19 protein-coding genes, 1 tRNA gene and 1 pseudogene are annotated in these 24139 nt (G+C 68.8%); 7 read left to right on the top strand and 14 right to left on the bottom strand.

What is annotated here, in order from left to right:
- The first annotated feature begins 4 nt into the window (after positions 1–4).
- The 3 genes from cysT to CCO03_RS16590 all read left to right on the top strand — a co-directional run bounded on the left by cysT (position 5) and on the right by CCO03_RS16590 (position 3081).
- Positions 5–883 carry a sulfate ABC transporter permease subunit CysT gene (cysT, locus tag CCO03_RS16600; protein WP_087282847.1) on the top strand — a complete coding sequence of 293 codons (879 nt, stop codon included), beginning with the start codon at positions 5–7 and terminating at the stop codon, positions 881–883.
- Entirely contained in the window at positions 880–1809 is a 930-nt protein-coding gene (gene cysW, locus CCO03_RS16595) for a sulfate ABC transporter permease subunit CysW (protein ID WP_087282845.1), read from the top strand. The genes cysT and cysW overlap by 4 nt, the downstream gene beginning before the upstream one ends.
- 174 nt (positions 1810–1983) lie before the next feature.
- The gene (locus CCO03_RS16590) at positions 1984–3081 is read left to right on the top strand and encodes a sulfate/molybdate ABC transporter ATP-binding protein (RefSeq protein WP_087282843.1); all 1098 of its coding nucleotides are present in this window, start codon (positions 1984–1986) and stop codon (positions 3079–3081) included.
- Between the two features lie 175 nt (positions 3082–3256).
- Here CCO03_RS16590 and CCO03_RS16585 read toward each other — a convergent pair whose 3' ends face one another.
- From CCO03_RS16585 to CCO03_RS16565, 5 genes are all read right to left on the bottom strand, one after another.
- On the bottom strand, positions 3257–4168 hold the full coding sequence (locus tag CCO03_RS16585) for a bestrophin family protein (protein ID WP_087282841.1): 912 nt from the start codon (positions 4166–4168) through the stop codon (positions 3257–3259).
- Between the two features lie 546 nt (positions 4169–4714).
- Complete coding sequence (locus CCO03_RS16580; protein WP_236903909.1) at positions 4715–6262, bottom strand: efflux transporter outer membrane subunit; 1548 nt, start codon at positions 6260–6262, stop codon at positions 4715–4717.
- Positions 6262–7503, bottom strand: coding sequence for an HlyD family secretion protein (locus CCO03_RS16575; protein ID WP_205690418.1), 1242 nt, complete (start codon positions 7501–7503; stop codon positions 6262–6264). The genes CCO03_RS16580 and CCO03_RS16575 overlap by 1 nt, the downstream gene beginning before the upstream one ends.
- A gap of 236 nt (positions 7504–7739) precedes the next feature.
- Complete coding sequence (locus CCO03_RS16570; RefSeq protein WP_087282835.1) at positions 7740–9425, bottom strand: MFS transporter; 1686 nt, start codon at positions 9423–9425, stop codon at positions 7740–7742.
- A complete protein-coding gene (locus tag CCO03_RS16565) occupies positions 9419–9988 on the bottom strand; it encodes a TetR/AcrR family transcriptional regulator (RefSeq protein ID WP_087282833.1) in 570 nt (189 codons plus the stop codon). Before CCO03_RS16565 ends, CCO03_RS16570 begins: the two co-directional genes overlap by 7 nt.
- Positions 9989–10586: 598 nt before the next feature.
- Here CCO03_RS16565 and CCO03_RS16560 point away from each other — a divergent pair.
- Positions 10587–10838, top strand: coding sequence for a YfhL family 4Fe-4S dicluster ferredoxin (locus tag CCO03_RS16560; RefSeq protein ID WP_087282831.1), 252 nt, complete (start codon positions 10587–10589; stop codon positions 10836–10838).
- A gap of 452 nt (positions 10839–11290) precedes the next feature.
- Here the strand turns inward: CCO03_RS16560 and pth are convergent, their stop codons facing one another.
- The 7 genes from pth to CCO03_RS16525 form a co-directional block, all read right to left on the bottom strand.
- Positions 11291–11977 carry an aminoacyl-tRNA hydrolase gene (gene pth, locus CCO03_RS16555; protein WP_087282829.1) on the bottom strand — a complete coding sequence of 229 codons (687 nt, stop codon included), beginning with the start codon at positions 11975–11977 and terminating at the stop codon, positions 11291–11293.
- Positions 11978–12156: 179 nt separating this feature from the next.
- Positions 12157–12759 (bottom strand): 50S ribosomal protein L25/general stress protein Ctc, encoded by a 603-nt coding sequence (locus CCO03_RS16550; RefSeq protein WP_087282827.1) that lies wholly within the window; start codon positions 12757–12759, stop codon positions 12157–12159.
- Positions 12760–12873: 114 nt separating this feature from the next.
- A complete protein-coding gene (locus tag CCO03_RS16545; RefSeq protein ID WP_087284854.1) occupies positions 12874–13848 on the bottom strand; it encodes a ribose-phosphate pyrophosphokinase in 975 nt (324 codons plus the stop codon).
- Between the two features lie 57 nt (positions 13849–13905).
- Positions 13906–13982: transfer RNA gene (locus CCO03_RS16540), tRNA-Gln, on the bottom strand.
- A 60-nt stretch (positions 13983–14042) separates the two neighbouring features.
- Positions 14043–14894, bottom strand: a complete 852-nt coding sequence (gene ispE, locus CCO03_RS16535; protein WP_087282824.1) for a 4-(cytidine 5'-diphospho)-2-C-methyl-D-erythritol kinase — start codon at positions 14892–14894, stop codon at positions 14043–14045.
- 5 nt (positions 14895–14899) lie between these two features.
- Positions 14900–15505, bottom strand: a complete 606-nt coding sequence (locus CCO03_RS16530; RefSeq protein ID WP_087282822.1) for a lipoprotein insertase outer membrane protein LolB — start codon at positions 15503–15505, stop codon at positions 14900–14902.
- Between the two features lie 65 nt (positions 15506–15570).
- On the bottom strand, positions 15571–17346 hold the full coding sequence (locus CCO03_RS16525) for a tetratricopeptide repeat protein (RefSeq protein WP_087282820.1): 1776 nt from the start codon (positions 17344–17346) through the stop codon (positions 15571–15573).
- Between the two features lie 48 nt (positions 17347–17394).
- On the opposite strand from CCO03_RS16525, the gene mutM reads away from it, so the two are divergent.
- A complete protein-coding gene (gene mutM, locus CCO03_RS16520) occupies positions 17395–18204 on the top strand; it encodes a bifunctional DNA-formamidopyrimidine glycosylase/DNA-(apurinic or apyrimidinic site) lyase (RefSeq protein ID WP_087282818.1) in 810 nt (269 codons plus the stop codon).
- Positions 18205–18607: 403 nt separating this feature from the next.
- Positions 18608–20557, top strand: coding sequence for a dynamin family protein (locus CCO03_RS16515; RefSeq protein ID WP_236903907.1), 1950 nt, complete (start codon positions 18608–18610; stop codon positions 20555–20557).
- A gap of 191 nt (positions 20558–20748) precedes the next feature.
- Here the strand turns inward: CCO03_RS16515 and nadA are convergent.
- Positions 20749–20923 (bottom strand): annotated as a pseudogene (gene nadA, locus CCO03_RS20525) (quinolinate synthase NadA); the annotation flags it as partial.
- Positions 20924–21110: 187 nt separating this feature from the next.
- On the opposite strand from nadA, the gene mutY reads away from it, so the two are divergent.
- Positions 21111–22244, top strand: coding sequence for an A/G-specific adenine glycosylase (gene mutY, locus CCO03_RS16510; RefSeq protein ID WP_087282816.1), 1134 nt, complete (start codon positions 21111–21113; stop codon positions 22242–22244).
- A gap of 436 nt (positions 22245–22680) precedes the next feature.
- Here the strand turns inward: mutY and dbpA are convergent, their stop codons facing one another.
- A complete protein-coding gene (dbpA, locus tag CCO03_RS16505) occupies positions 22681–24066 on the bottom strand; it encodes an ATP-dependent RNA helicase DbpA (protein WP_087282814.1) in 1386 nt (461 codons plus the stop codon).
- Between the last annotated feature and the right edge of the window lie 73 nt (positions 24067–24139).

The raw sequence follows: 24139 nt of genomic DNA, 5'->3' as shown, positions 1-24139 counted from the left end.
TGCAATGACTGCTGTGAATGCGGCGCCTGCCTCGGGCAGCGCGCCTGGCCGTCGGCGTGGCCCGAAGCGGGTGTTGCCCGGCTTCAACCTCACGCTGGGCTACACCCTGTTCTACCTGAGCATCATCGTGCTCATCCCGCTGGCGGCCCTGTTCCTGCGCAGCTTCACGCTGACCTGGCCCCAGTTCTGGGAGGCCGTGAGCAGCCCGCGCGTGCTGGCCTCGTACCGGCTGACCTTTGGCGCCTCCTTCATCGCCGCCTGCGTGAACGCCGTGTTCGGCCTGCTCGTGGCCTGGGTGCTGGTGCGCTACCAATTCCCGGGCAAGCGCATCGTCGATGCCCTGGTGGACCTGCCGTTTGCGCTGCCCACGGCTGTGGCCGGCATCTCGCTGACGGCGCTGCTGGCGGGCAACGGCTGGCTGGGCCAATACCTCGAGCCCATGGGCATCAAATTGGCCTTCACCCCGGCGGGTGTGGTCATCGCCTTGATCTTCATCGGCTTGCCCTTCGTGGTGCGCACCGTCCAGCCTGTGCTGGAGGACTCGGAGAAAGAGCTTGAGGAAGCCGCCACCTGCCTGGGTGCCACACGCTGGCAGACCTTCACCAAGGTGATCTTCCCGGCCATCATGCCCGCCCTGCTGACCGGCTTTGCCCTGGCCTTTGCCCGTGCCATCGGCGAATACGGCTCGGTCATCTTCATCGCCGGCAACATGCCCATGGTGTCCGAAATCACGCCCCTCATCATCATCAGCAAGCTGGAGCAATACGACGTGCCCGGCGCCACCGCCGTGGCCGTGGTCATGCTGCTGATCAGCTTCGTCATGCTGTTCGTCATCAACTGGCTGCAGGCCTGGCAACGCCGCCGCTATGGAGCGCCCGCATGAGTCAAGCCGCCTCCCTCTCCAGCAAGGCTGCGGCGCAAGCGCTGCAAGTCAAGCGCCAACGCGCCGGCACCACAGAAGCCCCCTGGGTGCGCCGTGTCTTGATCGGCGTGGCCATGGCCTTCATGGCCCTGTTCCTCGTGCTGCCCCTGACGGCCGTGTTCACCGAGGCCCTGAGCAAGGGCCTGGATGCCTACCTCGAGGCCCTGCGGGAGCCCGATGCGCTGTCGGCCATCAAGCTGACGCTGATCACGGCGATCATCTGCGTGCCCCTGAACCTGGTCTTCGGCATCTGCGCCGCCTGGGCCATCGCCAAGTACGAGTTCCGCGGCAAGGCGTTCCTCATCACCCTGGTCGACCTGCCGTTCTCCATCTCGCCGGTGGTCGCGGGCCTGATGTACGTGCTGGTCTTTGGCGCCCACGGCTGGCTGGGCCCCTGGCTCGACGCGCACAACATCAAGATCGTGTTCGCCGTGCCGGGCATCGTGCTGGCCACCATCTTCGTCACCTTCCCGTTCATCGCGCGCGAGTTGATCCCGCTGATGCAGGCGCAGGGCACCGACGAGGAACAGGCCGCCATCGTGCTCGGTGCCACCGGCTTCCAGACCTTCTGGCGCGTCACCCTGCCCAACATCAAGTGGGGCCTGATCTACGGCGTCATCCTGTGCAACGCGCGGGCCATGGGCGAATTCGGTGCGGTGTCGGTGGTGTCGGGCCACATCCGCGGGCAAACCAACACCATGCCGCTGCACGTCGAGATCCTCTACAACGAGTACCAGTCCGTGGCCGCCTTTGCCGTGGCCTCGCTGCTGGCGCTGCTGGCCCTGGTGACGCTGGTGCTCAAGTCCTTCGTCGAGTGGCGCAGCGAAAGCGACAAAAAGGCGGCCGCCAACCTGCCGCCCGAGCCGCCGCGCAAGGATGACGAATGAGCCAGCCGCCTGGCGAGCCTTTCGGCGGCCCTCCGGCAAGCCCTTCGGCATGCCGTTTGGCGAGCCCGGGTCCGCGCCACACACGCCCGACCTGGGGCGCCCGGAAGGCTATAGAAATCAACAGTATCCGCTGATGAGTCAACCTTCATCATCGGAAACAAACGGATACCCCCCATGAGCATCGAAATTCGCAACGTCATCAAAGAATTTGGTGACTTCAAGGCGCTGAACAACGTCTCGCTCGACATCGGCTCGGGTGAGCTCATCGCCCTGCTGGGCCCCTCGGGCTGCGGCAAGACCACGCTGCTGCGCATCATCGCGGGGCTGGAATCGGCCGACCAGGGCAGCATCCTGTTCTCGGGCAGCGACACCACGGACGTGCACGTGCGTGACCGCCAGGTCGGCTTCGTGTTCCAGCATTACGCGCTGTTCCGCCACATGACCGTGTTCGAGAACGTCGCTTTCGGCCTGCGCGTGAAGCCCCGCAAGGAGCGCCCCAGCGAGGACAAGATCCGCGCCAAGGTGCACGAACTGCTGGGCTTGGTGCAGCTGGACTGGCTGGCCGACCGCTACCCCTCGCAGCTGTCGGGCGGCCAGCGCCAGCGCATCGCCCTGGCGCGTGCCCTCGCGGTCGAGCCCAAGGTGCTGCTGCTCGACGAGCCCTTTGGCGCCCTCGATGCCAAGGTGCGCAAGGAACTGCGCCGCTGGCTGCGCCGCCTGCACGACGAGCTGCACGTCACCACCATCTTCGTGACCCATGACCAGGAAGAGGCGCTGGAAGTGGCCGACCGCGTGGTGGTCATGAACAAGGGCCAGATCGAGCAGGCCGGCACGCCGCAAGAGGTGTGGGATCACCCCGCCAGCCCGTTCGTCTACGGCTTCCTCGGCGACGTGAACCTGTTCCACGGCCGCGCGCACCAGGGCCAGGTGCAGATCGGCTCGGCCACCGACAGCGTGAGCCTGCCGGCCACCGGCACCTACGACGACGACGCGCGCGCCCTGGCCTACGTGCGTCCGCACGACCTGATCGTGACGCGCGCCGAGGCCGGTGCCAGTGGCATCCGCGGCACGCTCACGCGCGCCCTGGTGGTGGGCCCGGTCGCGCGGCTGGAGATCACGCGCAGCGACGTGAGCGTCAGCGACGACAACGCCATCGTCGAGGCGCAGATGACCTCGAGCGAGTACCGCGCCCTGGGCCTGTCCGAAGGGGACGCGGTGGTGGTGAACCCGCGCCAGGCCCGCGTCTTCGTGGACGAAGGCAGCGGCATCTGAGCGACCATGGGGCGTCGAGCGTCTGCTCGGCGCCAGGCGTGGGTGTGACGTCTGCCGACAGTCGGCGCGCGTCACCGCGATGGTGTCCGGGCGTGATCGTCGACCTGAGCCGATAGGGGGTATGAGTCCATTGCCGTTGCATTGAAAACGGCGATGGCTTCATACCCCTTTTGTTTCACAGCAACACGTAGTCCCTCACCTCAGGCCGTGCCGTGCGGGGTGCTTCGCCCACCAGCTCGAGCAGCGTGGACTCGATCATGTGCGACATCGCGCCGAGGGCCAGGTCGTTGGGCTCGGTGCCGAACGGGTCTTCGATCTCGGCGCCCAGGGCTTCCAGCGCGAAAAAGGTGTAGGCGACGAAGCAGACGATGAGCGGCGTCATGGAGCCGATGGTGTCCAGCAGGCCAAATGGCAGCAGCAGGCAGTACAGGTACACGCTGCGGTGGATGATGACCGAGTAGGTGAACGGGATCGGGTTGGCGGCGATGCGCTCGCAGCCGCCCAGCGCCGTGCTCAGCTGCGCCAGCGAATGCGCGAAGGCCGGCACCACGGGGGCGTCGACCTCGCCGGCCCGCAGGCGCTCGCCCAGCCATTCATCGGCCAGCAGCAAGGCCACCGCGGCCGGGTGGCGCGCGCGCAGCACGCGTTCGGCGGACTCGGTCGGCACAAAGTGGGCCAGGTCGGCACGGGCGTCGGTGCCGCGCAGCTGGTGGCGCAGGGTGTGGACGAAGGCGCACAGGCGCAGCGCCAAATCGCGCGCGGCCGCGGGGTTGCGACTCAGCGTCAGCGCCAGCCGCGTCAGGCTGCGCGTGTCGTTCAGCAGCACGCCCCAGAGGGTGCGCGCCTCCCAATACCGGGCGTACGAGGTGCTGTTGCGAAAGCTCAGGAAGATCGCCAGCGTGAGGCCGATCAGCGAGAACGGCACGAAGTTGAGCGACACCTTCCAGCCCCCGATGTGGCCATGCAGCCAGGTGACGAGGAGCGCCAGCACCGTGGTGCCGATGAGCTGCGGCGCGATGCGCGGCAGCACCGAGCCGCGCAGCACGAACAGCATGCGCAGCCAATGCAGAGGGGGCCGGACGACCATGGCGAGGAGGCTTCAAGCGGTGAAGCGGCGAGGCTACCGCATGTGCACGCGGCGCTGTCCAGTTGGAGCCGTAGGCATCGCGCATCGTTGTGCATTCAGTGCAGGTATGGGCAGGTGGCCGATGGATGAAAAATGGGTATGAGGTCATACCCTGTCTGGGTGATGGGATGACGCGGTTGTTGAATTGGCCTCATGCAGGGTGCCTGGCACGGGCGCACAGCCGTCAGGGGCTGCTTGGGCGGTGGATGCGCCAGCGGGGCGGCTGTCACGGCGGGCGTGCAGGGCGCACGATCCGCGATTGCTGCCGGGCACGCGGGCGTTTTGGCGCCCAACTCCGGCAGGTCGACTGAACGCAGCGGCTGGCTGGTGCACCTGGTGCGCAGGTGCGGAGGCTCCGCCAGCGACCTAGCGCTCTACGGGCGCCCCCGTTTCACAAGCGCGGGCCGAGTTGGGCTGCACGTTCGGGCTGCGGTGGGCCTGGCAGGTCAGAAGTGGGGAGCGCCCAGGTGCATGGCATGCAGGCCATTGCGTTCGGGCGCGGCACGCTCAGGGTTGCCCGAGCGCGTTGTCCGGCTGGACCCAGCCGCCGCCCAGCGCGCGGTACAGCGCGATGAGGTTGTCCATCTCGGTTTGCCGCAGGCTGACGCGGGCGAGCTGCACGGTGAACAGGTTGCGCTGCGCGTCCAGGGTCTCGAGGTACGAGGCATAGCCGGCCTCGTAGCGGTCCTTGGAGAACGACAGCGCGCGCGTCACGGCCTCTTCACGCAGCTTGGCCTGGGCCTGTTGCTGGGCCAGCCGGGGCAGGGCGCTCAGACTGGCTTGCACGTCGTCCAGGGCGCGCAGCACGGTGTCGCGGTAGGTCCAGGCCAGCTGGTCGCGCTGGGCGGCCGCGGCGTCCATCTGCGCCTGCCGCCGGCCGCCATCGAACAGCGGCGCGAGCGCGCTGGCGCCCAGGCTCCAGACGGTGAGGGGGTTGTAGTCCAGCGCGTTGACCACCAGCGAGCCCAGGCTGGCGCTGAGCTGGACGTGTGGCAAAAAGGCCGCGCGCTGGGCCGCCAGGCGCGCATCGCCCGCGGCCAGGCGGGCCTCGGCGGCGGCGATGTCGGGCCGGCGGCGCAGCAGGGCCGACGGCTGGATGGCAGCGGGCTGCGGCAGCTGCAGCGCGCTCAGCGGCAGGCCGCGTGGCACGGGGCCGGGCGGGTCGCCGCTCAGCAGGCGCAGCGCGTCTTCCTGGCGGCGGATGGCGAGGTCGAGCTGCGCCATGTTCTGGCGCACGCTGGCGGTCTCGGCCTGCGCCTGGGCCAGCGGCAGTTGCGAGGCATAACCGGTGCGCGCCTGGTCGGCGGTGAGCTGTTCGGACTGCAGGCGCGAACGCTCGGTGGCCTGGGCGACGGCCAGCTGGGCGTCGAGCGCCCGCAGCGCCACATAGGCCTGCACCACCTGTGCGGCCAGCGCCACGCGGGCGGCGGCTTCGTCGGCCTGGCTGGCGGCGGTGCTGGCGCTGCCGGCGCGCGCCAGGTCACCAAGCCGGCCCCACAGGTCGGGCTCCCAGCTGGCCTGCAGGCCGGGCTGCAGGCTGCGGGTGTAGCCGGGGCCGGTGGCGAGCAGCGAGTGCGAGCTGTTCACGCCCAGACTGGCGTCCAGCGTCGGGCGCTGTGCGGCTTCGGCCAGGCGCTGTTCGGCGCGGGCCTGGGCCACGCGGGCGGCGGCCAGGCCCAGGTTGTTGTTGTGGGCCAGGGCGCGGTCGACCAGGGCATTGAGCTGGGCGTCGCCCAGGGCCTGCCACCACCGGGTGTGCAGGTCCACGGCCTCGGGTGCCGCGGCCGGTTGCAGCGGGTCGGCGCGCCAGCCGGTGGGCACCGTGGGCTGGGCGGCTTCGGGCGCGATGGGCAAGGTGGGCGCGCAGGCCGTCAACAGCATAGCCAGAGGTATGCCTAAAAAGCCGATGAAAAATTGACGAGATTGGGCCGATACTGCGGTGAGGATGTGCCGACTGGCGGCCAGGCGCCGGCTTGGCCGATTGCCGAGGACGGGCGTGGCCGGGTGGTGGCCGGCTTGCAAAGGCCGGCCAGCGGGGTGGAGCAGGGTGGGCATCAGCGGCCTCCCTCGGCGGCCGGGGCCGCGGGCTGCGAGGCGCTGGCCGCAACGCTGGCGCTGGTGATCGCGGTGTTGGCCCTGGCCGAGGCAGCAGCGGGCGGCGTGCGGGACTGCCCGCCAGAAGGCGTGCCGGATGGCATGCCGGAAGGCGCATCCGACGCCGTGCCGGGCACCGCAGCGTCACCCGGCTCGCGGGTGTCCACGGTGACCTCGACCGACAGGCCGGGCGCCAGGCGTTGGGCCAGCGGCTGATCGGGCAGCAGGCGCAGGCGCACGGGCAGGCGCTGCACCACCTTGGTGAAGTTGCCGGTGGCGTTGTCGGGGCGCAGCACGCTGAATTCCGAGCCCGTGGCGGGTGCAAAGCGCTCCACCACCGCCTGCAGCTTGGCGCCGCCCAGCGCGTCCACCCGCACCGTGGCGGGCTGGCCGGCGCGCATGTGGGCGACCTGGGTTTCCTTGAAGTTGGCCACCACCCAGACCTGATCGGGCACCAGGGCCATGAGCTGCGTGCCCACGGCCACGTACTGGCCGGCCTTGACGCCGACCTCGCCCAGCTGGCCGTCGCGCGGCGCGCGGATCACGGTGTTGTCCAGGTCGATCTGTGCCAGCTCCTGCTGGGCCTGCGCGGCCTGCAGCTTGGCCTTGAGGCCTTCGCGCGACACGCGGACCGACTTGATGCGTTCTTCCCCGACGCGGATGTCGGCCTGGCCCTTGAGCACATTGGCCTGCGCCGAGCGCGTGGCCACACGCACCTTGTCGCGCTCGTTGAGCGAGACCGAGCCCTTGGCCGACAGCTCGTCCACGCGGGCTTGTTCGGCCGTGGAGCGCTGCTGTTCGGCCTGCAGGCTGACCAGGCTGGCGCGCGAGGCCATGAGCGCGGCCTCGGCCTGCGCCTGCGTCTGGTCGGCATTGGCCAGGTCGGCCTGCGCGGCAGCGATCTGGGCGTCGGCCTGGTCCACGCGCTGGCGGTAGATGCGGTCGTCGATGCGCAGCAGCGCCTGGCCGGCCAGCACGGGCTGGTAGTCCTGCACCAGCACCTCGGCCACGTGGCCGTTCACCTGCGGGGCCAGCTGGGTGACCTGGCCGCGCACATAGGCGTTGTCGGTGGTCTGCAGGGCGCTGGCAAACGGCCACAGGCTCCAGGCGCGCAGCACCAGCACGATGCCGGCCAGGCCGACCAGGAGCATCAGCGCCACGGCCTTGGCGCTGGGCTGAATGGTTTTGGACAGGGGCGCCATGGCGGGGGCCGCCGCGGCGGCCGGCGCCGCAGGCGGGGCGGGGGTGCCGGATGCGGCGGCCACGGGCGGGCGGTCGTCGTAGCCGTCGGTGGCTTCGCTGGCCAGCTCCAGGCGTTGCCTGAGGTGTTCGGCGGTGTCGCCTTCGTCGGAATTCGGGTTGGACCCGGGTGTGGTGACCATGATGAGGTGTATGGATGAGGTGCCGTTTGATGTTGTTGGTCTGTGGCGGAATACCGTCATGAAGCCGGGGATGGGGGGCCGCTGCCGGCCTGCGCGGCCGCTTCGCGCTTGAGCTGGCGCGCCTTGAGCCAGACGCGCCACAGCGCGAGTGCAAAGAAGCCCAGGGCGATCTGGCTCAACAGGGCAAACACGTCGTTGTAGGCCAGCACCGTGGCTTCGCGCCGCACGGCCTGGCTCAGTTGCGTGGTGCCCTGGGCGCTGCTGAGCTGCGCATCGGCACTCTGGCGCGCGTAGCTGCCTTGCTGCAGCTGCAGGCGTTGCGCCACCAGGGGCTCGTCCAGGGTGATCTGCGCCGTGAGCGCGGTCGAGTGCACGTGCTCGCGGTGCGTCATGTAGCTGCCGAAAAAGGCTGAGCCCGCGAGCCCGCCCATGGCCTGCGAGCAGGTCACCAGCACGATCATGCTGATGACGGTGTTGGGGCCGTGCTTCAGCGCGCTTTGAAAACCCATCAGCATCAGCGGGCCCATGAACAGCCCCATGCCGATGGCCACGAGCGACTGGCTGAGGTAGAAGTTTTCGGGCCGGGCCAGGTTGGTCTGCCCCTGGTCCACCCAGCCCGCCAGCGCGAACAGCACGATGGAGGTCAGCACCTGCGGCACCATGGTGCGCGGCCCGAAGGTCAGTGCGCCCAGGGCGATGCCGCCCAGTGTGGCCAGCAGGATGACGACGAACAGCGGTTGCATCTGGTCCGGCCCCATGCCCAGGGTACGCAGCAGGCCGACGGCGCCGTAGGTCTGCTCCGAGGTCAGGAAGCGCAGCATGAAGGCGGCGATGCCGAAGCGGATGGTCTCGGGCATGAGCAGCCAGCGCATGTGGATCAGCGGGTTGTCGCGGTAGAGCTCGAGCAACAGGCCCGTCACGAACAGGACAATGGCCGTCACCAGCGCCCAGGCCAGCCAGGGCGTGTCGGTCCACCACAGCGTCACGCCTTGTGCGATGACGCTGCACAGCAGCACCGTGGCCGGCACGGCCAGCGCAAAGGTGAGCAGGTCGCGCCGCTCGAAGACCTTGATGTGCAGGCCGCGCGGCAGCTTCAGCACGACCACGGCGGCGAACGCGCACAGCGCCAGCCCGGCCTCGAACATGTACATGCGGTGCCATTCACCGCCGATCAGCAGGCTGGGCGACAGGATCCAGGCCAGCGGGGTGGCCAGTTGCGACAAGCCCAGGGCCACCACCAGCGCATTGCCCACCCACACCCGCGGGATGGCCTGCAGCATGTACAGCGTGCCCAGCGTGCTGCAGGTGGCGGCCGCAAAGCCGCTGCCCAGGCGCAGCAGCGCCAGCGTGGTGGGGTTGTTGACGGCCAGGTGCAGCACCGCCAGGCTGGCATACAGGCCCAGGCCGATTTCGGCGTACAGCCGCATGCCGAACTGCTGCCGGAATTTGTAGAGCACCAGGTTGGCCGTCATGTTGGCGCTGACGTACACCGCCGACAGCCAGGCGGCCTCCGAGGGTGTCAGGCCCAGGCTGCCCTGGATGTAGGGCAGGTTGACGGTGACCAGCGCGTTGCCCAGCGAGCCGGCGAGCGACACCAGCACGGCCACCAGCCCGAAGGCCACGCGCAGCGGCGTGGCATGGGCGATGGCGGCTGGCGAGCCCGGCAGGACGGGGCGCTCGGCATCCGTCCATTCGGGCTGCGGCCGGTCGTACAGCGGCACGCGCGGGCTGCGGTTCAGCATGATGCTGTCCCTTCGGGGGCCTGCAGGCCGTGCCAGAGCAGGGCAATGGCGCGTTCGGCCAGGCGGGCGCGCTCAGCCTGGGTGCGTCCGCGCAGCGCGGCGCCCAGCATGCCGGCCGCCAGGGTCACGTCCTGGGCCGTGAGGTCGGCGCGGCACACGCCTTGCGCCATGGCGTCGTCCAGCGCCAATTGCAAGGCCGCCAGCACCCGCTGGCGCTGCGTGGCCAGCTCAGGCTCGTCACGGTTGGCCCCGCGCCAGTAGTCGACCAGCGCCGGCGAGTGCACGATGCCATCGGCAATCTGGCGCAGCATGAGGTGCAGGGCATCGCCGCGGCCCCGCAGCTGGCTGGCCCGCGCCTCCAGCGCATCGGCCGTGCGGGCCATGAGGCCGGCGACCAGGGCCGTGCGGTCGGGGAAATGACGGTACAGCGTGGCGCGGCCCAGGCCGGCATGTTCCACCACCAGATCCAGCGGAGCGGTGATGCCATGTTCGGCGAACACGTGCGCCGCTGCATCGAGCAGCTGCGCACGTCGGGCGGCGACATCGGGTCGTGGGGAAGTCATGGACGCGATTGTGGTCTTGTGCGGACAATTTTGTCCGTTTTGAGGCAAAAACCATGGCTGCAGCGAATGTATTGCGTTCAACACCGATGCGCCATCGAGGGAAGCGAACGCGGTCGCAGGAGGATGTGCTGCTCTGACATTCGCTTGGAGTATGGTGGTGTTGGCAATTAAAAAAACATCGGAAATGAATAGATACCCCTTAACATGTCTGTCACCCTGACCACCTTTGCCCAGGACCTGCGCAGCGCCGTGGCCCTCTGCGTGCGTGCCTGAGTGCGTGATGCGGCGGCGGCCAGCGTCGAGACCGGGCCACGGGTCAGACCTGCCCGCTGCCTGTCGTGGGGAGTCGCGCAGCCCTCACGGCCACGGCCCCCATCAGCCGCTGGATGGTGAACGGCGTTGGCGAACGCACGAACAGGCTCTCCCGATCTCACCGACGGTTTGGGTCAGTTCGCAACCTGCGGGATGCGCCTGGGGGCATGCAATGCCCACGCTGGTCCCGCGGGGCATCGGGCAGGCCTTGCGCCTGCAGCTTGTCTTGCGGGGACAATGGACCCCTGGCGCGACCCCGTTCGCGTGAGCAAGGAAAGACTGTTCAATGGCTTTGATGATCACCGACGAGTGCATCAATTGCGATGTGTGCGAGCCCGAATGCCCCAACCAGGCCATTTACGCGGGCGAGCTGATCTACGAAATCGACCCGCGCAAATGCACCGAATGCGTGGGGCACTTTGACGAGCCGCAATGCGTGCAGGTGTGCCCGGTCGAGTGCATCCCGGTCGACCCCGCGAACGTCGAAGACCGCGAAACGCTGATGCAGAAATACCTGCGCCTGCAGGCGCAGGCCTGAGCGCGCCTGCCATTGGGCGAGGCGGTATTTGCCGCAGGCTTGACGCGCACGCGTTTGCCCTGAATGGGATGTGGTGGATGGGGGTGATCTGCCAGTAGCCGTGCCACTACGTTCTCCCTTAAATGAAGAGCGCTCGATACTCGGCGCCATGACTCAAGCGTCGGCGTCATGGGTCATGGACTGCGGAGCGAAGGCCGGGCCACGTCCACGCCAACCCGGTGGCTGACAGACCGATGGCGGCGACACCGCAGGTGTTCAGCGCCTGCAGGTGCGGCACGGGCGATGCCGCAACGGCTACGGCCGTGCCATGGTCAGGCAGGTGGACGTCGCCAAACCTCCCCCGCGTCGCGTCGTCTGCGCGGCGATACGGCGCGCTGTGCTGCACCCCTTTCAGGTTCTGCCGCACGCCATCCGTGGGCAGCGTCGCTCCCGATGGCGAGGCTTTGAGGCGCTCAGGCTGCGGTCGGGTCTGCCGCAGGCGGCGTGGGCGTTGCGCTGGACGCGGCATCGTCCGCTTCGGCAGCCACGGGTTTGGGGGCCTTGGGGGTTTTCGGGGGCTTGGGCTTGGCCGGGTTCTTGTGGACGATGCGCGTCGCCTTCTCCAGTTCGCCTTCGGCCAGGGGTTCGAAGGCGCGGATGGTGCGCGTGATGCAGTCCGAGATGGCGTCGCGCTGGGCTTGTGGTGGCTTGCCCAGCACCCAGCTCACCACCTCGCTGCGGTGTCCCGGGTGGCCGATGCCGATGCGCAGACGCCAGTACTGGTCGGTGCCCAGGTGCTGGTGCGTGTCGCGCAGGCCGTTGTGCCCGGCGTGCGAGCCGCCCAGCTTGAGTTTGGCGTGGCCCGGATCCAGGTCGAGCTCATCGTGCACGACCAGGATTTCCTCGGGCGCGATCTTGTAAAAGCGCGCCAGGGCGCCGATGGACTTGCCCGAGAGGTTCATGAAGGTCTGGGGCTTGAGCAGCCACACCGTGTGGCCATTCACGTTGGCCCGGGCCAGCTCGCCGCTGTAAGCGCGTTCATCGCGCAGCGTGAGGCCCAGCGCCTCGGCCACGTTGTCGATCCACCAGAAACCGGCGTTGTGGCGCGTGAGTTCGTATTCGGGGCCGGGGTTGCCAAGGCCGACGAAGAGCTTGATCATGGGCAAAGCATCCTGGGGTATCAGACAGTTGCCGTTCATCATCTGACGGCAACGGCATGATACTGGAGAGTGTGCGGGGCGCTTCAGCATGCGCGGCATGCGGACAGCAAAAAGCCCGCTGACGCGGGCTTTCGGGCACGTGCCGCGGCGTTGGCCGCGGCAACGAGGGGCAGCAGGCCTCAGGCCTTGTCGGCTTCGGCAGCGGGTGCTTCGTCGCTGCCGCCCTTGGGGGGTGTGGCCAGCACGAGCGAGTTCTCGGCCAGGCCGGCGCGCAGTTCCACGCCTTGGGGCAGCACGATGTCGCTGAAGTGCAGGGTCTGACCCTTGGTCAGCTTGCTCAGGTCAACCGTGATGTGCTCGGGCAGGGCGCTGGCCAGGCAGACGACTTCGACTTCGTTGGCCTGGTGCGTGATCAGGCACTTGTCGGTCTTCACGGCCGGCGATTCGGCTTCGCCTTCGAAGTGCAGCGGCACCTTGATGGTGATCTTCTGGTCAGCGGCCACGCGCTGGAAGTCGATGTGCAGCACTTGCTGGCGGTAGGGGTGGTACTGCACGTCGCGCAGCAGCACCTTGGACGACACGCCGCCCAGTTCCATGTCCAGCAGCGAGGCGTGGAAGGCTTCCTTCTTCAGGGCGAACCACAGGGCGTTGTGGTCCAGCTCGATCAGTTGGGCGGGGGCATCGGCGGTGGCATACACCACGCCAGGCACCTTGCCGGCGTTACGCAGGCGGCGGCTCGCACCCGTACCTTGCGTGCTGCGCTCAAAAGCGACGAATTTCATGACGGACTCCGGAAGAGGGCGACCGCGACCAGCAGCCCTCGATTTGTGAAAAGCCCGCGCGGCTGCTGCAACGGCGTTGCAGGCCTGGCGCGGGCCGCTTGGTGTTCCAGCAGATCAGGACGCGTCGTGCTCCTGGAACAAACTCATGACCGATTCCCCCTTGATGATGCGCGTGATCGTCTCGGCGATCAGCGGTGCCACCGACAGTTGGCGGATCTTGCCGCAGGCCTTGGCCGCGTAAGACAGGGGAATGGTGTTCGTGACCACGACTTCGTCGAGCGCGGCGCCACCGGCGATGCGGTCGATGGCAGGGCCCGAGAAGATGGGGTGGGTGCAATAGGCGTGCACGCTCTTGGCGCCGCGCTCCTTGAGCACCTCGGCGGCCTTCACCAGCGTGCCGGCCGTGTCGATCATGTCGTCCATGACCACGCAGTTGCGGCCCTCGATGTCGCCGATGACGTTCATCACCTCGGACACATTGGCCTTGGGGCGACGCTTGTCGATGATGGCGAGGTCGCAATGCAGCTGCTTGGCCAGGGCGCGGGCACGCACCACGCCGCCGACATCGGGGCTCACCACGATCAGGTCTTCGTAGTTCTTCTGGCGCAGGTCGCTCAGCAGCACCGGCGAGGCATAGATGTTGTCGACGGGGATGTTGAAGAAGCCCTGGATCTGGTCGGCATGCAGGTCCATGGTCAGCACACGCGCCACGCCGCAGGTCTGCAGCATGTTGGCCACCACCTTGGCCGAAATCGGCACGCGGCTGGAGCGCGGACGGCGATCCTGGCGGGCGTAGCCGTAGTAGGGGATCACGGCGGTGATGCGTTCGGCCGAGGCCCGGCGCAGGGCGTCCACCATGATGAGAAGCTCCATGAGGTTCTCGTTGGTGGGGGCGCAGGTGGGCTGGATCACGAACACGTCGCGGGCGCGAACGTTCTGCTTGATCTCGACCGTGACTTCGCCATCGGAGAAGCGGCCGACATCGGCGGCGCCGAGCGAGATGCCCAGGTTGTGTGCGATTTCTTCAGCAAGCGCCGGGTTGGCATTGCCCGTGAACAACATGAAGTCAACGGGAGTATTGGAAGTCATGGGAAACGTCCAGCGCAGCAATCAGTGGGGGTGACACGTGCAAGTGCACGAAAAATTTGGCAGAGGAGGAAGGATTCGAACCTTCGCATGCCGGAATCAAAATCCGGTGCCTTAACCAGCTTGGCGACTCCCCTACACAGGATCTGCAACTTGGCGCTGCAAACCCCAGTATCTGGTTGATTGTCAGGTGCTGCTCAGACCTGTTGGGCCCACCCCAGCAAAGGGTGTTGAGCGAGCGTTTGACAAACCCTGAATTGCCAGTTTGTGTCTTGCGGCAATTCGATGCTGACATCGTCCTGCAACAGGGCAAAAACCGCGCTGCCGGAGCCAGTCATTCTGGGCTTAAGTCCTTGAATTGTATACCAATTTAGAACCTTGCCAAGCTCGGGAAGCATTTCCTGAGCAACTGGCTGCAAATCGTTTCGGCCCTTTTCGAAAAAGCCAAATGGGTCAGCAGCGAAGTCCGTGACTGTAGCACGTTTTGTGTTGCGCCGTAAAGTTTCGGCAGAAAAAATTTTCTGCGTGGCCAGGCCTTGAGCGGGTTTGACGACCAGCAGGCGCGTCGGCGGCAGGTCGATCGGCTGGATGTGCTCGCCAATGCCCTCGACCCAGGCGTTGCGGCCGTGGATGAAAAACGGCACGTCGGCCCCGAGTTGCTGGGCCAGCTGCGCCAGGGCATGGGCGGTGAGCCCCAGCCCCCACAGGCGATTGAGCGCCAGCAGACAGGTGGCGGCGTCGGAAGAACCTCCGCCCAGCCCCGCTTCGGCCGGCACCTGCTTGTCGATCTGGATGTGGGCGCCCTGGGTGCAGCCGGTGGCCGACTGCAGCAGGCGCGCAGCGCGCAGGCACAGGTCGTCGTCGGGCAGTTTGGGCCCCAGGTCTTCGCGGCTCAGGCCCTGGGGGCGGCGGTCGATGTGAAGGCGATCGCACCAGTCGATGAGCGCGAACGCCGATTGCAGCAGGTGGTAGCCATCGGCACGTCGCCCGACGACGTGCAGGAACAGGTTGACCTTGGCCGGCGCCGGCAGGTCGTACAGTGCGTGCATGGGTATCAGTTCAAGATCAAACGCAGGTCAACGGAAGGTAATGGATACTGCCGTGTTGCTGTGATTCGGCCCGAGGCATGCTGGCTCAGGTCCACCTGCCAGCCGGGGGCGTCGTGGGGCTGCCCCTGCAGCCAGCTGAACAGGGCTTGAACGGGCAGGGCTGCCGATGCGAAGTGCGTCAGCAGCTCATCCAGCGAGGCGAATTCCCGCACCTGTCCGCCTTGGGTGAGCGTGGCGCCCTGTGGGCGCCATTGCGCCTGGGCCACGGTGCTGCCCAGGGGGGTGAACAGCGCCAGGGCGCCTTGCTCGGCGTTGCCTTCCAGCGTGAACGAGGCCGCCAGGCGCTCGGGGGGCTGGCTGTCCACCGTCATGGCCAGGCGGCCCTGCCAGCGCGACGCGGTGGCGAGCGCGCTGCCGGCGCTGGGGGCCGCTGGCGGCGCGCTGGCACAGGCGGTCAGCAGCGCGGCGCAGACCGCCAGTGCGGCCGCGCGCCAGGCATGGCCCGGGCGGGGGGCTGCATGCTGCGGCTGTTGCGTCAGGCGGGCGGGCCGGGCTGGGACACGGATGGTTGCAGGGCGGGAGGGCAACGTTGCCGGGCGGTCAAAGGGCATGCGTTGTGGATGGGGTATGGCCGATCTGGCGATATTGAATCAACGGAAAGCTGTGGATACTGACTTCATTGAGGACGAAGACGCTGCAAGGTCTCGCGCAAGGTCTGGTTCTGGGGATCGGCTTCCTGAGCCGCTTGCCACACGGTCTGGGCGCGCGCCCGGTCGCCGCGGGCCCACAGCACCTCGCCCAGGTGGGCGGCCACTTCCGCATCGGGGAATTCGGCATAGGCCTGTTCGAGCAGCTTGAGGGCTGCATCGAGGTTGCCCTGGCGGAATTCCAGCCAGCCCATGCTGTCCTGGATGTGCGGGCTGTCGGGCGAAAGCTCCAGCGCCTTGGTCAGCAGCGTGCGCGCCTCGCTCAGCTGCACATTGCGGTCGACCATGGAGTAGCCGAGCGCGTTGTAGGCGTTGTAGTTCTGGGGTTCCAGCGCAATGATCTGCCGCAGGTGGCGCTCCATGGCGGCCAGGTCGCCGGCTTTCTCGGCCGCCAGCGCGGTGTCGTAGAGCAGGTCGGTGTCGTCGGGCTGCTGGGTGAGCAGCTGCTGCAACAGGGCGTAGGCCCGGTCGGCATGCTGGGTTTCGCGCAGGAACTGGGCCGTGGCCATCACCTTTTGTTTGCGCTCTTCGGCCGAGCCATCGGGCAGGCGCGACAGCAGGGCCGCGCCGGCCTGTTCGTCGCCCAGGTCGGCCAGCAGCTTGGCGTGGCGCAATTGCTGGCCCACGGTGGCATCGGCGTCCTGCACCAGGGTGAGGGCTTTGCGGGCATCGTCGGGGCGGTTGGCGCGCAGGGCCAGGTCGGCCAGGCTCAGCGCGGCGGCGTTGATGCCGCGCGGCGTTCCCCCGGCGGGGCCAGCCTGGTTGGCGTTTTGCAAGTAGGCCTGCAGCGACCGCTCGGCGGACCCGAACTGCTTGCGCATCAGCTGGGTTTCGCCCAGCAGCAGCCAGCCGTCGGCGAACTTGGGGTCGTCGCGCACGGCCTGTTCCAGTTGGGTTTGCGCATCGCTCACGCGCTTGAGGTCCATCAGCGTCTTGGCATAGGCCAGGCGCACGGGCACCGCGGCCGGGGCAGGCGTGCGGGCCAGGTAGTCGCGCACCACGGCCTCGGCATCGGGCTGATCGCCGATCAGTTCCAGGGCCAGGATGGGCACGGCGTCAAAGGCGGGGTCGGCTTGCTGTGCTTCGCGGATCGCAGCCATGGCGCCGGGGGCGTCACCGGCCATCAGGCGCAGGCGGCCCTTGCTGACCCAGGCCGGGCTGCGGGTCGCTGGGTCGGCCAGCGACGGCCCCAGGGCCTGGTCGATGACCGTCAGCGCTTCGGATTTGTCGGTGCTGCGCGCGAACAGCACGGGCAGGGCCAGGATCACGGCGGTTTTCTCGGCCTGCGGCGAGGTGGCGATGGTGTCGCGGATCGCGGGCACCATGTCGCCCAGCCGGTTCATGCCGGCCAGCACCTGCAGCTCCAGCCGGGCCGCATCGCGCGAATCGGGCTCCACCTTGCGCCAGGCCTGCACGGCGACCAGCGCGGCCTGTCCATCGCGCGCCGCCATGGCCACGCCCGCTGCGCGGCCGAACAGGTCGGGGTGGCGGGTGCGCTGGGCGGCATCGAGCAGCAGGGCGTAGGCGTTGGGCAGGTCGCCGCGCTGCGCGCTCATTTCGCCCACCAGCACCTCGTAGAACAGCTTGGCGTCCAGCAAGCCCATGCGTTCCTGCGCGGCGACGGCCTGGGCGCGCGCCTTGGCCAGATCGTTGTCGGTCCGCCCGGGCGCTGCGTGGGCGGACAGGGCGGCGGTCAGCGCGAGAACCGTGGCCAAAGCGATCGAATGGCGGGAGAAGGGCTTCATCGCTTCATGATAGTTTATGAGTCCATTCACCCACCCCGCCTGATCTCAATGCCGGAACTGCCCGAAGTCGAAGTCACCCGACAAAGCCTGCAAAAGCTCGCGGGCGCGCAGGTGCAGCGGGTGCGCCTGGGGGCGGCCTTGCGCTGGCCGCTGGGGGTGGCCCCCGAGCACCTGGTCGGCCGCACCATCACCGAGGTGGCACGGCGCGGCAAGTATCTGCTGCTGAGGCTGGACGAGGGCGTGCTGCTGGTGCACCTGGGCATGTCGGGCCGGCTGGCCCTGGTCGATGCGGCCCTGCCGCCGGGCAAGCACGATCACGTCGACGTGTTCACCGACGTGGGCCTGCTGCGCCTGCACGACCCGCGCCGCTTTGGCGCCGTGGTCTGGGCCGCCGGCGAGGAGGCGGCCGAGGCCCGCAAACTGCTGGGCCGCCTGGGCGTGGAGCCGTTCTCCGAGGCCTTCACCGTGGCCCACCTGCAGCAGGGCGTGGCCGCGCGGCGCGCGCCCATCAAGCAGGTGCTGTTGGCGGGGGACATCGTCGTGGGGGTGGGCAACATCTACGCGTCGGAGGCGCTGTTCCTGGCCCGCATCCGGCCTACACGGGCGGCCAACACCCTCAAACCGCGCGAGGTGGTGCGCCTGCACGCGGCCATCGTCGAGGTGCTGGCGCGTGCGGTGCGCGAGGGCGGCTCCAGCCTGCGCGACTTCCAGAGCCCGGAGGGCGTCAATGGCCACTACCAGCACGAGGCCCACGTCTACGGACGCGCCGGCGAGCCCTGCCGCGTCTGCGGCCAGGCCGTGCGCATGATCCGTCAGGGACAGCGCTCGAGTTTTTACTGTCTGCGGTGCCAGAAGTAGGGGTATGGGTGATTGCCGATGAAAAAACATCGGCGACAGATGGATACCCATGGAGATGAGGGGGTTGATCGTTGGTGACCGCACCGCTTGCCGTGCTGAGCGGCAGGTCAGCCCTGCATCGCACCGGGACGACGCACAGCGGCCGGACCGGCACCGCCGCAAAGGCTGCAGCGGCCACCACGGCAGGCCGGCTCGGTTCCGTCGCGATGCCCACTCGCGGCCCCGTTCGTCGTCGGCCTGGAGGCGAAGCAGGGCGGCGGCTGGCGGTGCGGCACCGTGATGTCGTTCACGCAAACACCCGGCCAAACAGCCCGCCGGGATTGTTCAATGCTGACAGACACTTGCTGTCGACGTGGCAAGTGTTTCACGGTGTAATATCGTTCGATCCCTTCAGGAGTCGCGCGTGTCCTCGTCCTTCAATCAACAGTTTGGCCAGTTTGGGCAGTGGCGCGAGCGCCTGGGTGGGCAGCTGCGCGAGCTGCGCCGCTGGATGCAGGACCACGACCTCCTCGACCCCGCGTTCGACGAGCGCCTGCGCGACCTCGAGCTCAAGGCCCAGGCCGACAAAGTCATGGTGGCCTTCGTGGCCGAGTTCTCGCGCGGCAAGTCCGAGCTCATCAACGCCATCTTCTTTGCCGGCTATGGCCGCCGCATCATGCCGGCCACGGCGGGACGCACCACCATGTGCCCGACCGAGCTGGGCTTCGAGGCGCGCCTGGCGCCGTGCCTGCGGCTGCTGCCCATCGAGACGCGGCTGCAGCCCCAGCCCCTGAGCGAGTGGCGCCTGGCGCCCGAACGCTGGCAGCACCTCGACCTCGATGTGGGCGACCCCGAGCAGCTGGCGCAGACCATGGCGCGCGTGGCGGACACCATCCGCGTGGACCTGGACCAGGCGCGCGCACTGGGCTTCTGGAGCGATGACGTCCCGGAGGACAACCTGCCCGTGGGTGCCGATGGCCGCGTCGAGGTGCCCAAGTGGCGCCACGCGCTGATCAACCTGGATCACCCCTTGCTCAAGGCCGGCCTGGTCATCCTGGACACGCCGGGGCTGAACGCCATCGGCGCCGAGCCCGAGCTGACGGTGAGCCTGATCCCTCAGGCACAGGCCGTGGTCTTCATCCTGGCCGCCGACGCGGGCGTCACCCGGTCCGACCTGGCCATCTGGCGCGAGCACCTCGCCGGCACCGGGGCGCCCGGCGTCGCCACGCGCTATGCCGTGCTCAACAAGATCGACACCCTGTGGGATGGCCTGTCCACGCCCGAGCAGACCCAGGCCCAGCTGGACAGCCAGTGCGCCAAGACCGCCGAGCTGCTGCAGCTGCAGCCCGCGCAGGTGATCGCCGTGTCGGCCCAGAAAGCGCTGCTGGCCAAGGTGAACGGGGACGAGCGCTTGTTGCAGGACAGCCGCCTGCCCGTGCTGGAAGACCTGCTGGGACAGCGCCTGATCGGCGAGCGCCAGCAGGTGCTGATGGCGGCCGTGCAGACCGGCATCGCGCAGTTGCGGCAAGAGACCGAGCGCATCCTGGCCTTCCGGCGCCGCGAGCTGGCCGAACAGCTGCTCGAGCTCAAGGGCCTGCGCGGCAAGAACGGCACCGTGGTGCAACAGCTGCGCCTGCGGGTCGAGCGCGAGCAGGCCGAGTTCGACCAGAGCGGCGCGCGCCTGAACGCGGTGCGCTCGGTGCACCTGCGCCTGCTCAAGGACGTGTTCGAGCTGCTGGGCAATTCGGCGCTCAAGCGCGAGATGGCCGAGCTCAACGCCAAGCTGCGCCAGCCCGGCATCAAGTTCGGCCTGAAGGCGGCCTACGCCGGCACCTTCGACCGCCTGCGCAACGTGCTGCTCAAGGTGCAGGCGCTCGAGGACGAGATCCAGACCATGCTCACGACCACCTTCCGCCAGCTCAACGCCGACTACGGCTTTTCGCTGCAGGTGGCGCCCACGCCCGACATGACGCGGTTCGTGCGGGACCTGGACGTGGTCGAGCGCACGCACCTGCAGTACCTGGGGACCAGCAACCTGCTGCGGCTGGTCAGCCCCGAATTCACCGACCGCCTGGTGCGCGCCCTGCATGCCCGCGTGCGCTCCATCTGCGAAACCGCGTTGGCCGAAATGGAGCTCTGGAACAAGTCGGCCTCGGCCCAGCTCGATGCCCAGCTGCGCGAGCGCCGCCGCCACCACCGCCAGCGGGTCGAGGCGATTGCGCGCATCCAGCAGGCCGCCAGCGGCCTGAGCGAGCGCATCGAGGACCTGGGCGAGCAGGACCAGCTGCTGGACCGCCTGCAGGAGAAGCTCGACGTGCTCATCATGCCCTTCCAGCGCGGCGTGCGCGCTGGCGCGCAGGCCGTCAACGGCTGACGCAGCGGGCGTCCGGACGCCGTTGGCAGCATGGGCGTGGCCGCCCGTCAGCCGGGGCTGCGGTCTTTCAGCAGCGGGTTGTGTACGAACCTTGCTCGATGTGCAAGTGCTGGACCACTGCGTGATGCCGGCCAGCGCCGCCACGCGGCCGGGCCTCGGAGGGCACCAGCACAGCCGCTTCGGGTGGCTCGCTTGAGCGCCTTGAACTCGTCGTGCACCACGCAGGCGCCGTTCCACAGCAGCATGTCGGCGGCCGGTTGGCTGCTGGATGCAGTGGCCCAGGTGACAGTCGGGTGCCCTCAGGATGCTTTCGCCACGCGCATGCAGGTGGGCCACGATCTGCTCGCCACTGGACGAGCTCACCACTCAGCCCTCGGTGCTCGGCGTCATGGCGGCTCTGGGGGTGAGGGTCGATCCGCCACAGTGCGGGCGCGGCCTGCCACGCGTGCACGGGCAAGCTTGCTGCGGAGGAGGACGCCCCAACTCCCGTTTATGGCAGTATTCATGGCTGGCCGTTTCTCGATGAACGGCAACCCATGGATACTGATTGTCGATGAACCCCACCCCGCCCGATGCCTGGCCCGAGGCCGTGCCCCCTTCACCCGATGCGCTGCAGGCCGGCCTGTCCCGGCTGCAGCAGGCTCCCCTGGCGGCCGAGCTGATCGCCTGGCAGGCCCGCCATGGCCGCCACGACCTGCCCTGGCAGGCCACGCGCGACCCGTACCGGGTCTGGCTGTCCGAGCTCATGCTGCAGCAGACCCAGGTCAAGACCGTGTTGGGCTATTACGACCGCTTTCTGGCGCGCTTTCCCGACGTGCAGCGCCTGGCGGCGGCCAGCCAGGACGAGGTGTTCGCCCTCTGGAGCGGCCTGGGCTACTACGCGCGGGCCCGCAACCTGCACGCCTGCGCCCAGGCCGTGGTGGCACAGCATGGCGGGGTCTTCCCGCGCACGGCCCAGGCGCTGTGCACCTTGCCCGGCATCGGCCCCTCCACGGCGGCGGCGATCGCCTCCTTTTGTTTCGGCGAACGCGTGGCGATCTTCGATGGCAACGTGAAGCGCGTGTTGGCCCGCGTGCTGGGCTTTGACGAAGACCTGGCGGCGTCGCGCGCGGCCAAGCGCTTGCAAACCCTGGCCCAGGCCGCCTTGCCCCCGGCCGCGGCCGACATGCCGGCCTACACCCAGGCCATCATGGACCTGGGCGCCACGGTCTGTACCCCGCGCAAGCCGCGGTGCGAGGCCTGCCCCTTCCAGACCCATTGCCAGGCCCGCCTGCAGGGAACGCAGGCCGAGCTGCCGCGGCTCACGCGCAAGCTCAAGCGCACGGCCGAGGCCTGGCAAATGCTTGTGGCGCAGGCCCCCGATGGCCGCGTGTGGCTGGAGCGCCGACCCAGCCGCGGCGTGTGGGCCGGTCTGCATGCCTGGCCGCTGGTGGCCGAAGACAAGCCGGTGCAGGCAGCGGGCGCAGTGGTGGAGCCGGGCGAGGTGTTCAAGCACGTGCTCACGCACAAAGACCTGTACCTGAGGCCGGTGTGGCTGCGCTTCGCCAAGCCGGCGGCGGCAGACCGGTGGGCGCAGCAGCAGCCCGACGGCGGCCAGTGGTGGACGCCCGAACAGGCGGCCGCCCTGGGCCTGCCCAAGCCCGTGCGCGACGTGCTCGAAGCGGGTGTGGCGCCGCGGCTGCTGTGAGGGCGCCCGCGCGAACCGAGCGTGCGCGTTGCCGGCGGCGATGAGGCGGACGGCCGTTGCGCGCGCAACTCGCGTCAGGTTCGATGCACGGGCGCCGGGTCGTGAGGCGACGCACGGGTGGCAGCGCGGGCCGGGCAGTCGCTGGGCTGGCCTGTGAGGCCTGGCTCCATGCCGATGAAATCCCCTCGTCGACCTCGAACGCCACCGCACGCGGCGAAACGCTTGCAGCCTGAGCCCTCCCAGGTCGGGTGAGCGTCCAGGCCAGGCTGGCGCCGAGTCTCCGCATGAGGACTGGAGTATGGCGGGATCTTCGTTTCATTTGAAACGGAGGTGATGGGATACTCGGGTCTGCCGCTGCTTGCGTTGACGAGCCGATGGAACGTGGGCGCATGCCGGGCAGGGCCTCGTCCGGCCCGCCCCCAGCAAGCCTGGGCGTTCAGCGGTCCTGCAGCAGCCTGGCCTTGACGGTGCGGCCCTTGATGCGGCCGGCGTTCAGGCGCGTGGCGACCTCGTGCGCGATGTCGCGGGCCACGGCCACGTAGGTGGCGAATTCGTTGATGTCGATCTTGCCCACCTGCTCGCGGCTGTAGCCCAGGTCGGCGGTCAGGGCGCCCAGCACGTCGCCGGGCCGGATCTTGTCCTTGCGACCGGCTTGGATGTGCAGCGTGGCCATGGCCGGCAACAGGCGGCCGCCCGGCGCGGGGGTGAGCTCGTCGACCGGGTGCCAGACCGAGGGCCGGCCCTGCAGCTGCTCGATGTGGCCCACGGCGCCCATCTCGTCCAGCGTCGCGAGGCTGAGCGCCAGCCCCGTCTGGCCGGCGCGGCCCGTGCGGCCGATGCGGTGCACGTGCGCCTCGGGGTCGGGCGAGATGTCCACGTTCACGACGGCGGCCAGGCCTGCCACGTCCAGCCCGCGCGCGGCCACGTCGGTGGCCACCAGCACCGAGCAGCTGCCGTTCGCGAAGCGCACCAGCACCTGGTCGCGGTCGCGCTGCTCCAGGTCGCCGTGCAGCGCCAGGGCGCTGTAGCCCTGGGCTTGCAGCAGCTCCACCAGGGCGCGACAGCGGGCCTTGGTGTTGCAAAAGGCAATCGTGCTCGCTGGTCTGAAGTGGGCGAGCAGGCGGCCCACGGCCGGCAGGCGCTGGTCGTCGCTCACCTCGTACCAGCGCTGATCGATGTGCTCGCCGCTGTGCTGGGCCTGCACCTTGACCGTGACGGGGTCGCGCAGGAATTGCGCCGCGAGTTGGGCAATGCCCTCGGGGTAGGTGGCCGAAAACAGCAGCGTCTGACGCTGGGGCGGGCATTGGCGCGCGACCTGGGTGATGTCGTCGACGAAGCCCATGTCCAGCATGCGGTCCGCCTCGTCGAGCACCAGCGTGGTCAGGCCGGCGAGGTTCAGGTTGCCGCGCGTGAGGTGGTCGATCACGCGCCCGGGCGTGCCCACCACGACATGGGCGCCGCGCTCGAGGCTGGTGGTCTGCCCGCGCAGCGGCACGCCGCCGGCCAGCGTGACCACCTTGACGTTGTCTTCGGCGCGCGCCAGGCGCCGCATTTCGGTGGTGACCTGATCGGCGAGTTCGCGCGTGGGGCACAGCACCAGGGCCTGCACGGCAAACCGCCGCACGTCGAGCTTGGCCAGCGCCGCCAGGGCAAACGCGGCGGTTTTGCCGCTGCCGGTCTTGGCCTGGGCGATCACGTCGCGGCCTTGCAGCGACGCGGGCAGGCTGGCGGCCTGGATCGCGGTCATGGCCTCGTAGCCGAGCCGGCGCAGGTTGTCCAGGGTTGCAGGAGAGAGGGGAAGCGTGTCGAAACCAGTGGTCATGCCGCATCTTACGCAGCGGGGACCGTGGCCCTGAGGCAACGCTGCCTGGGCGCGCCTTTGTGTCGGTCAGGCG

Source organism: Comamonas serinivorans (assembly GCF_002158865.1).
Taxonomy (GTDB): Bacteria; Pseudomonadota; Gammaproteobacteria; order Burkholderiales; family Burkholderiaceae_C; genus Comamonas_E; species Comamonas_E serinivorans.
The sequence above is the reverse complement of the archived record's forward strand: the minus strand, read 5'-3'. Positions and strand labels throughout refer to the sequence as shown.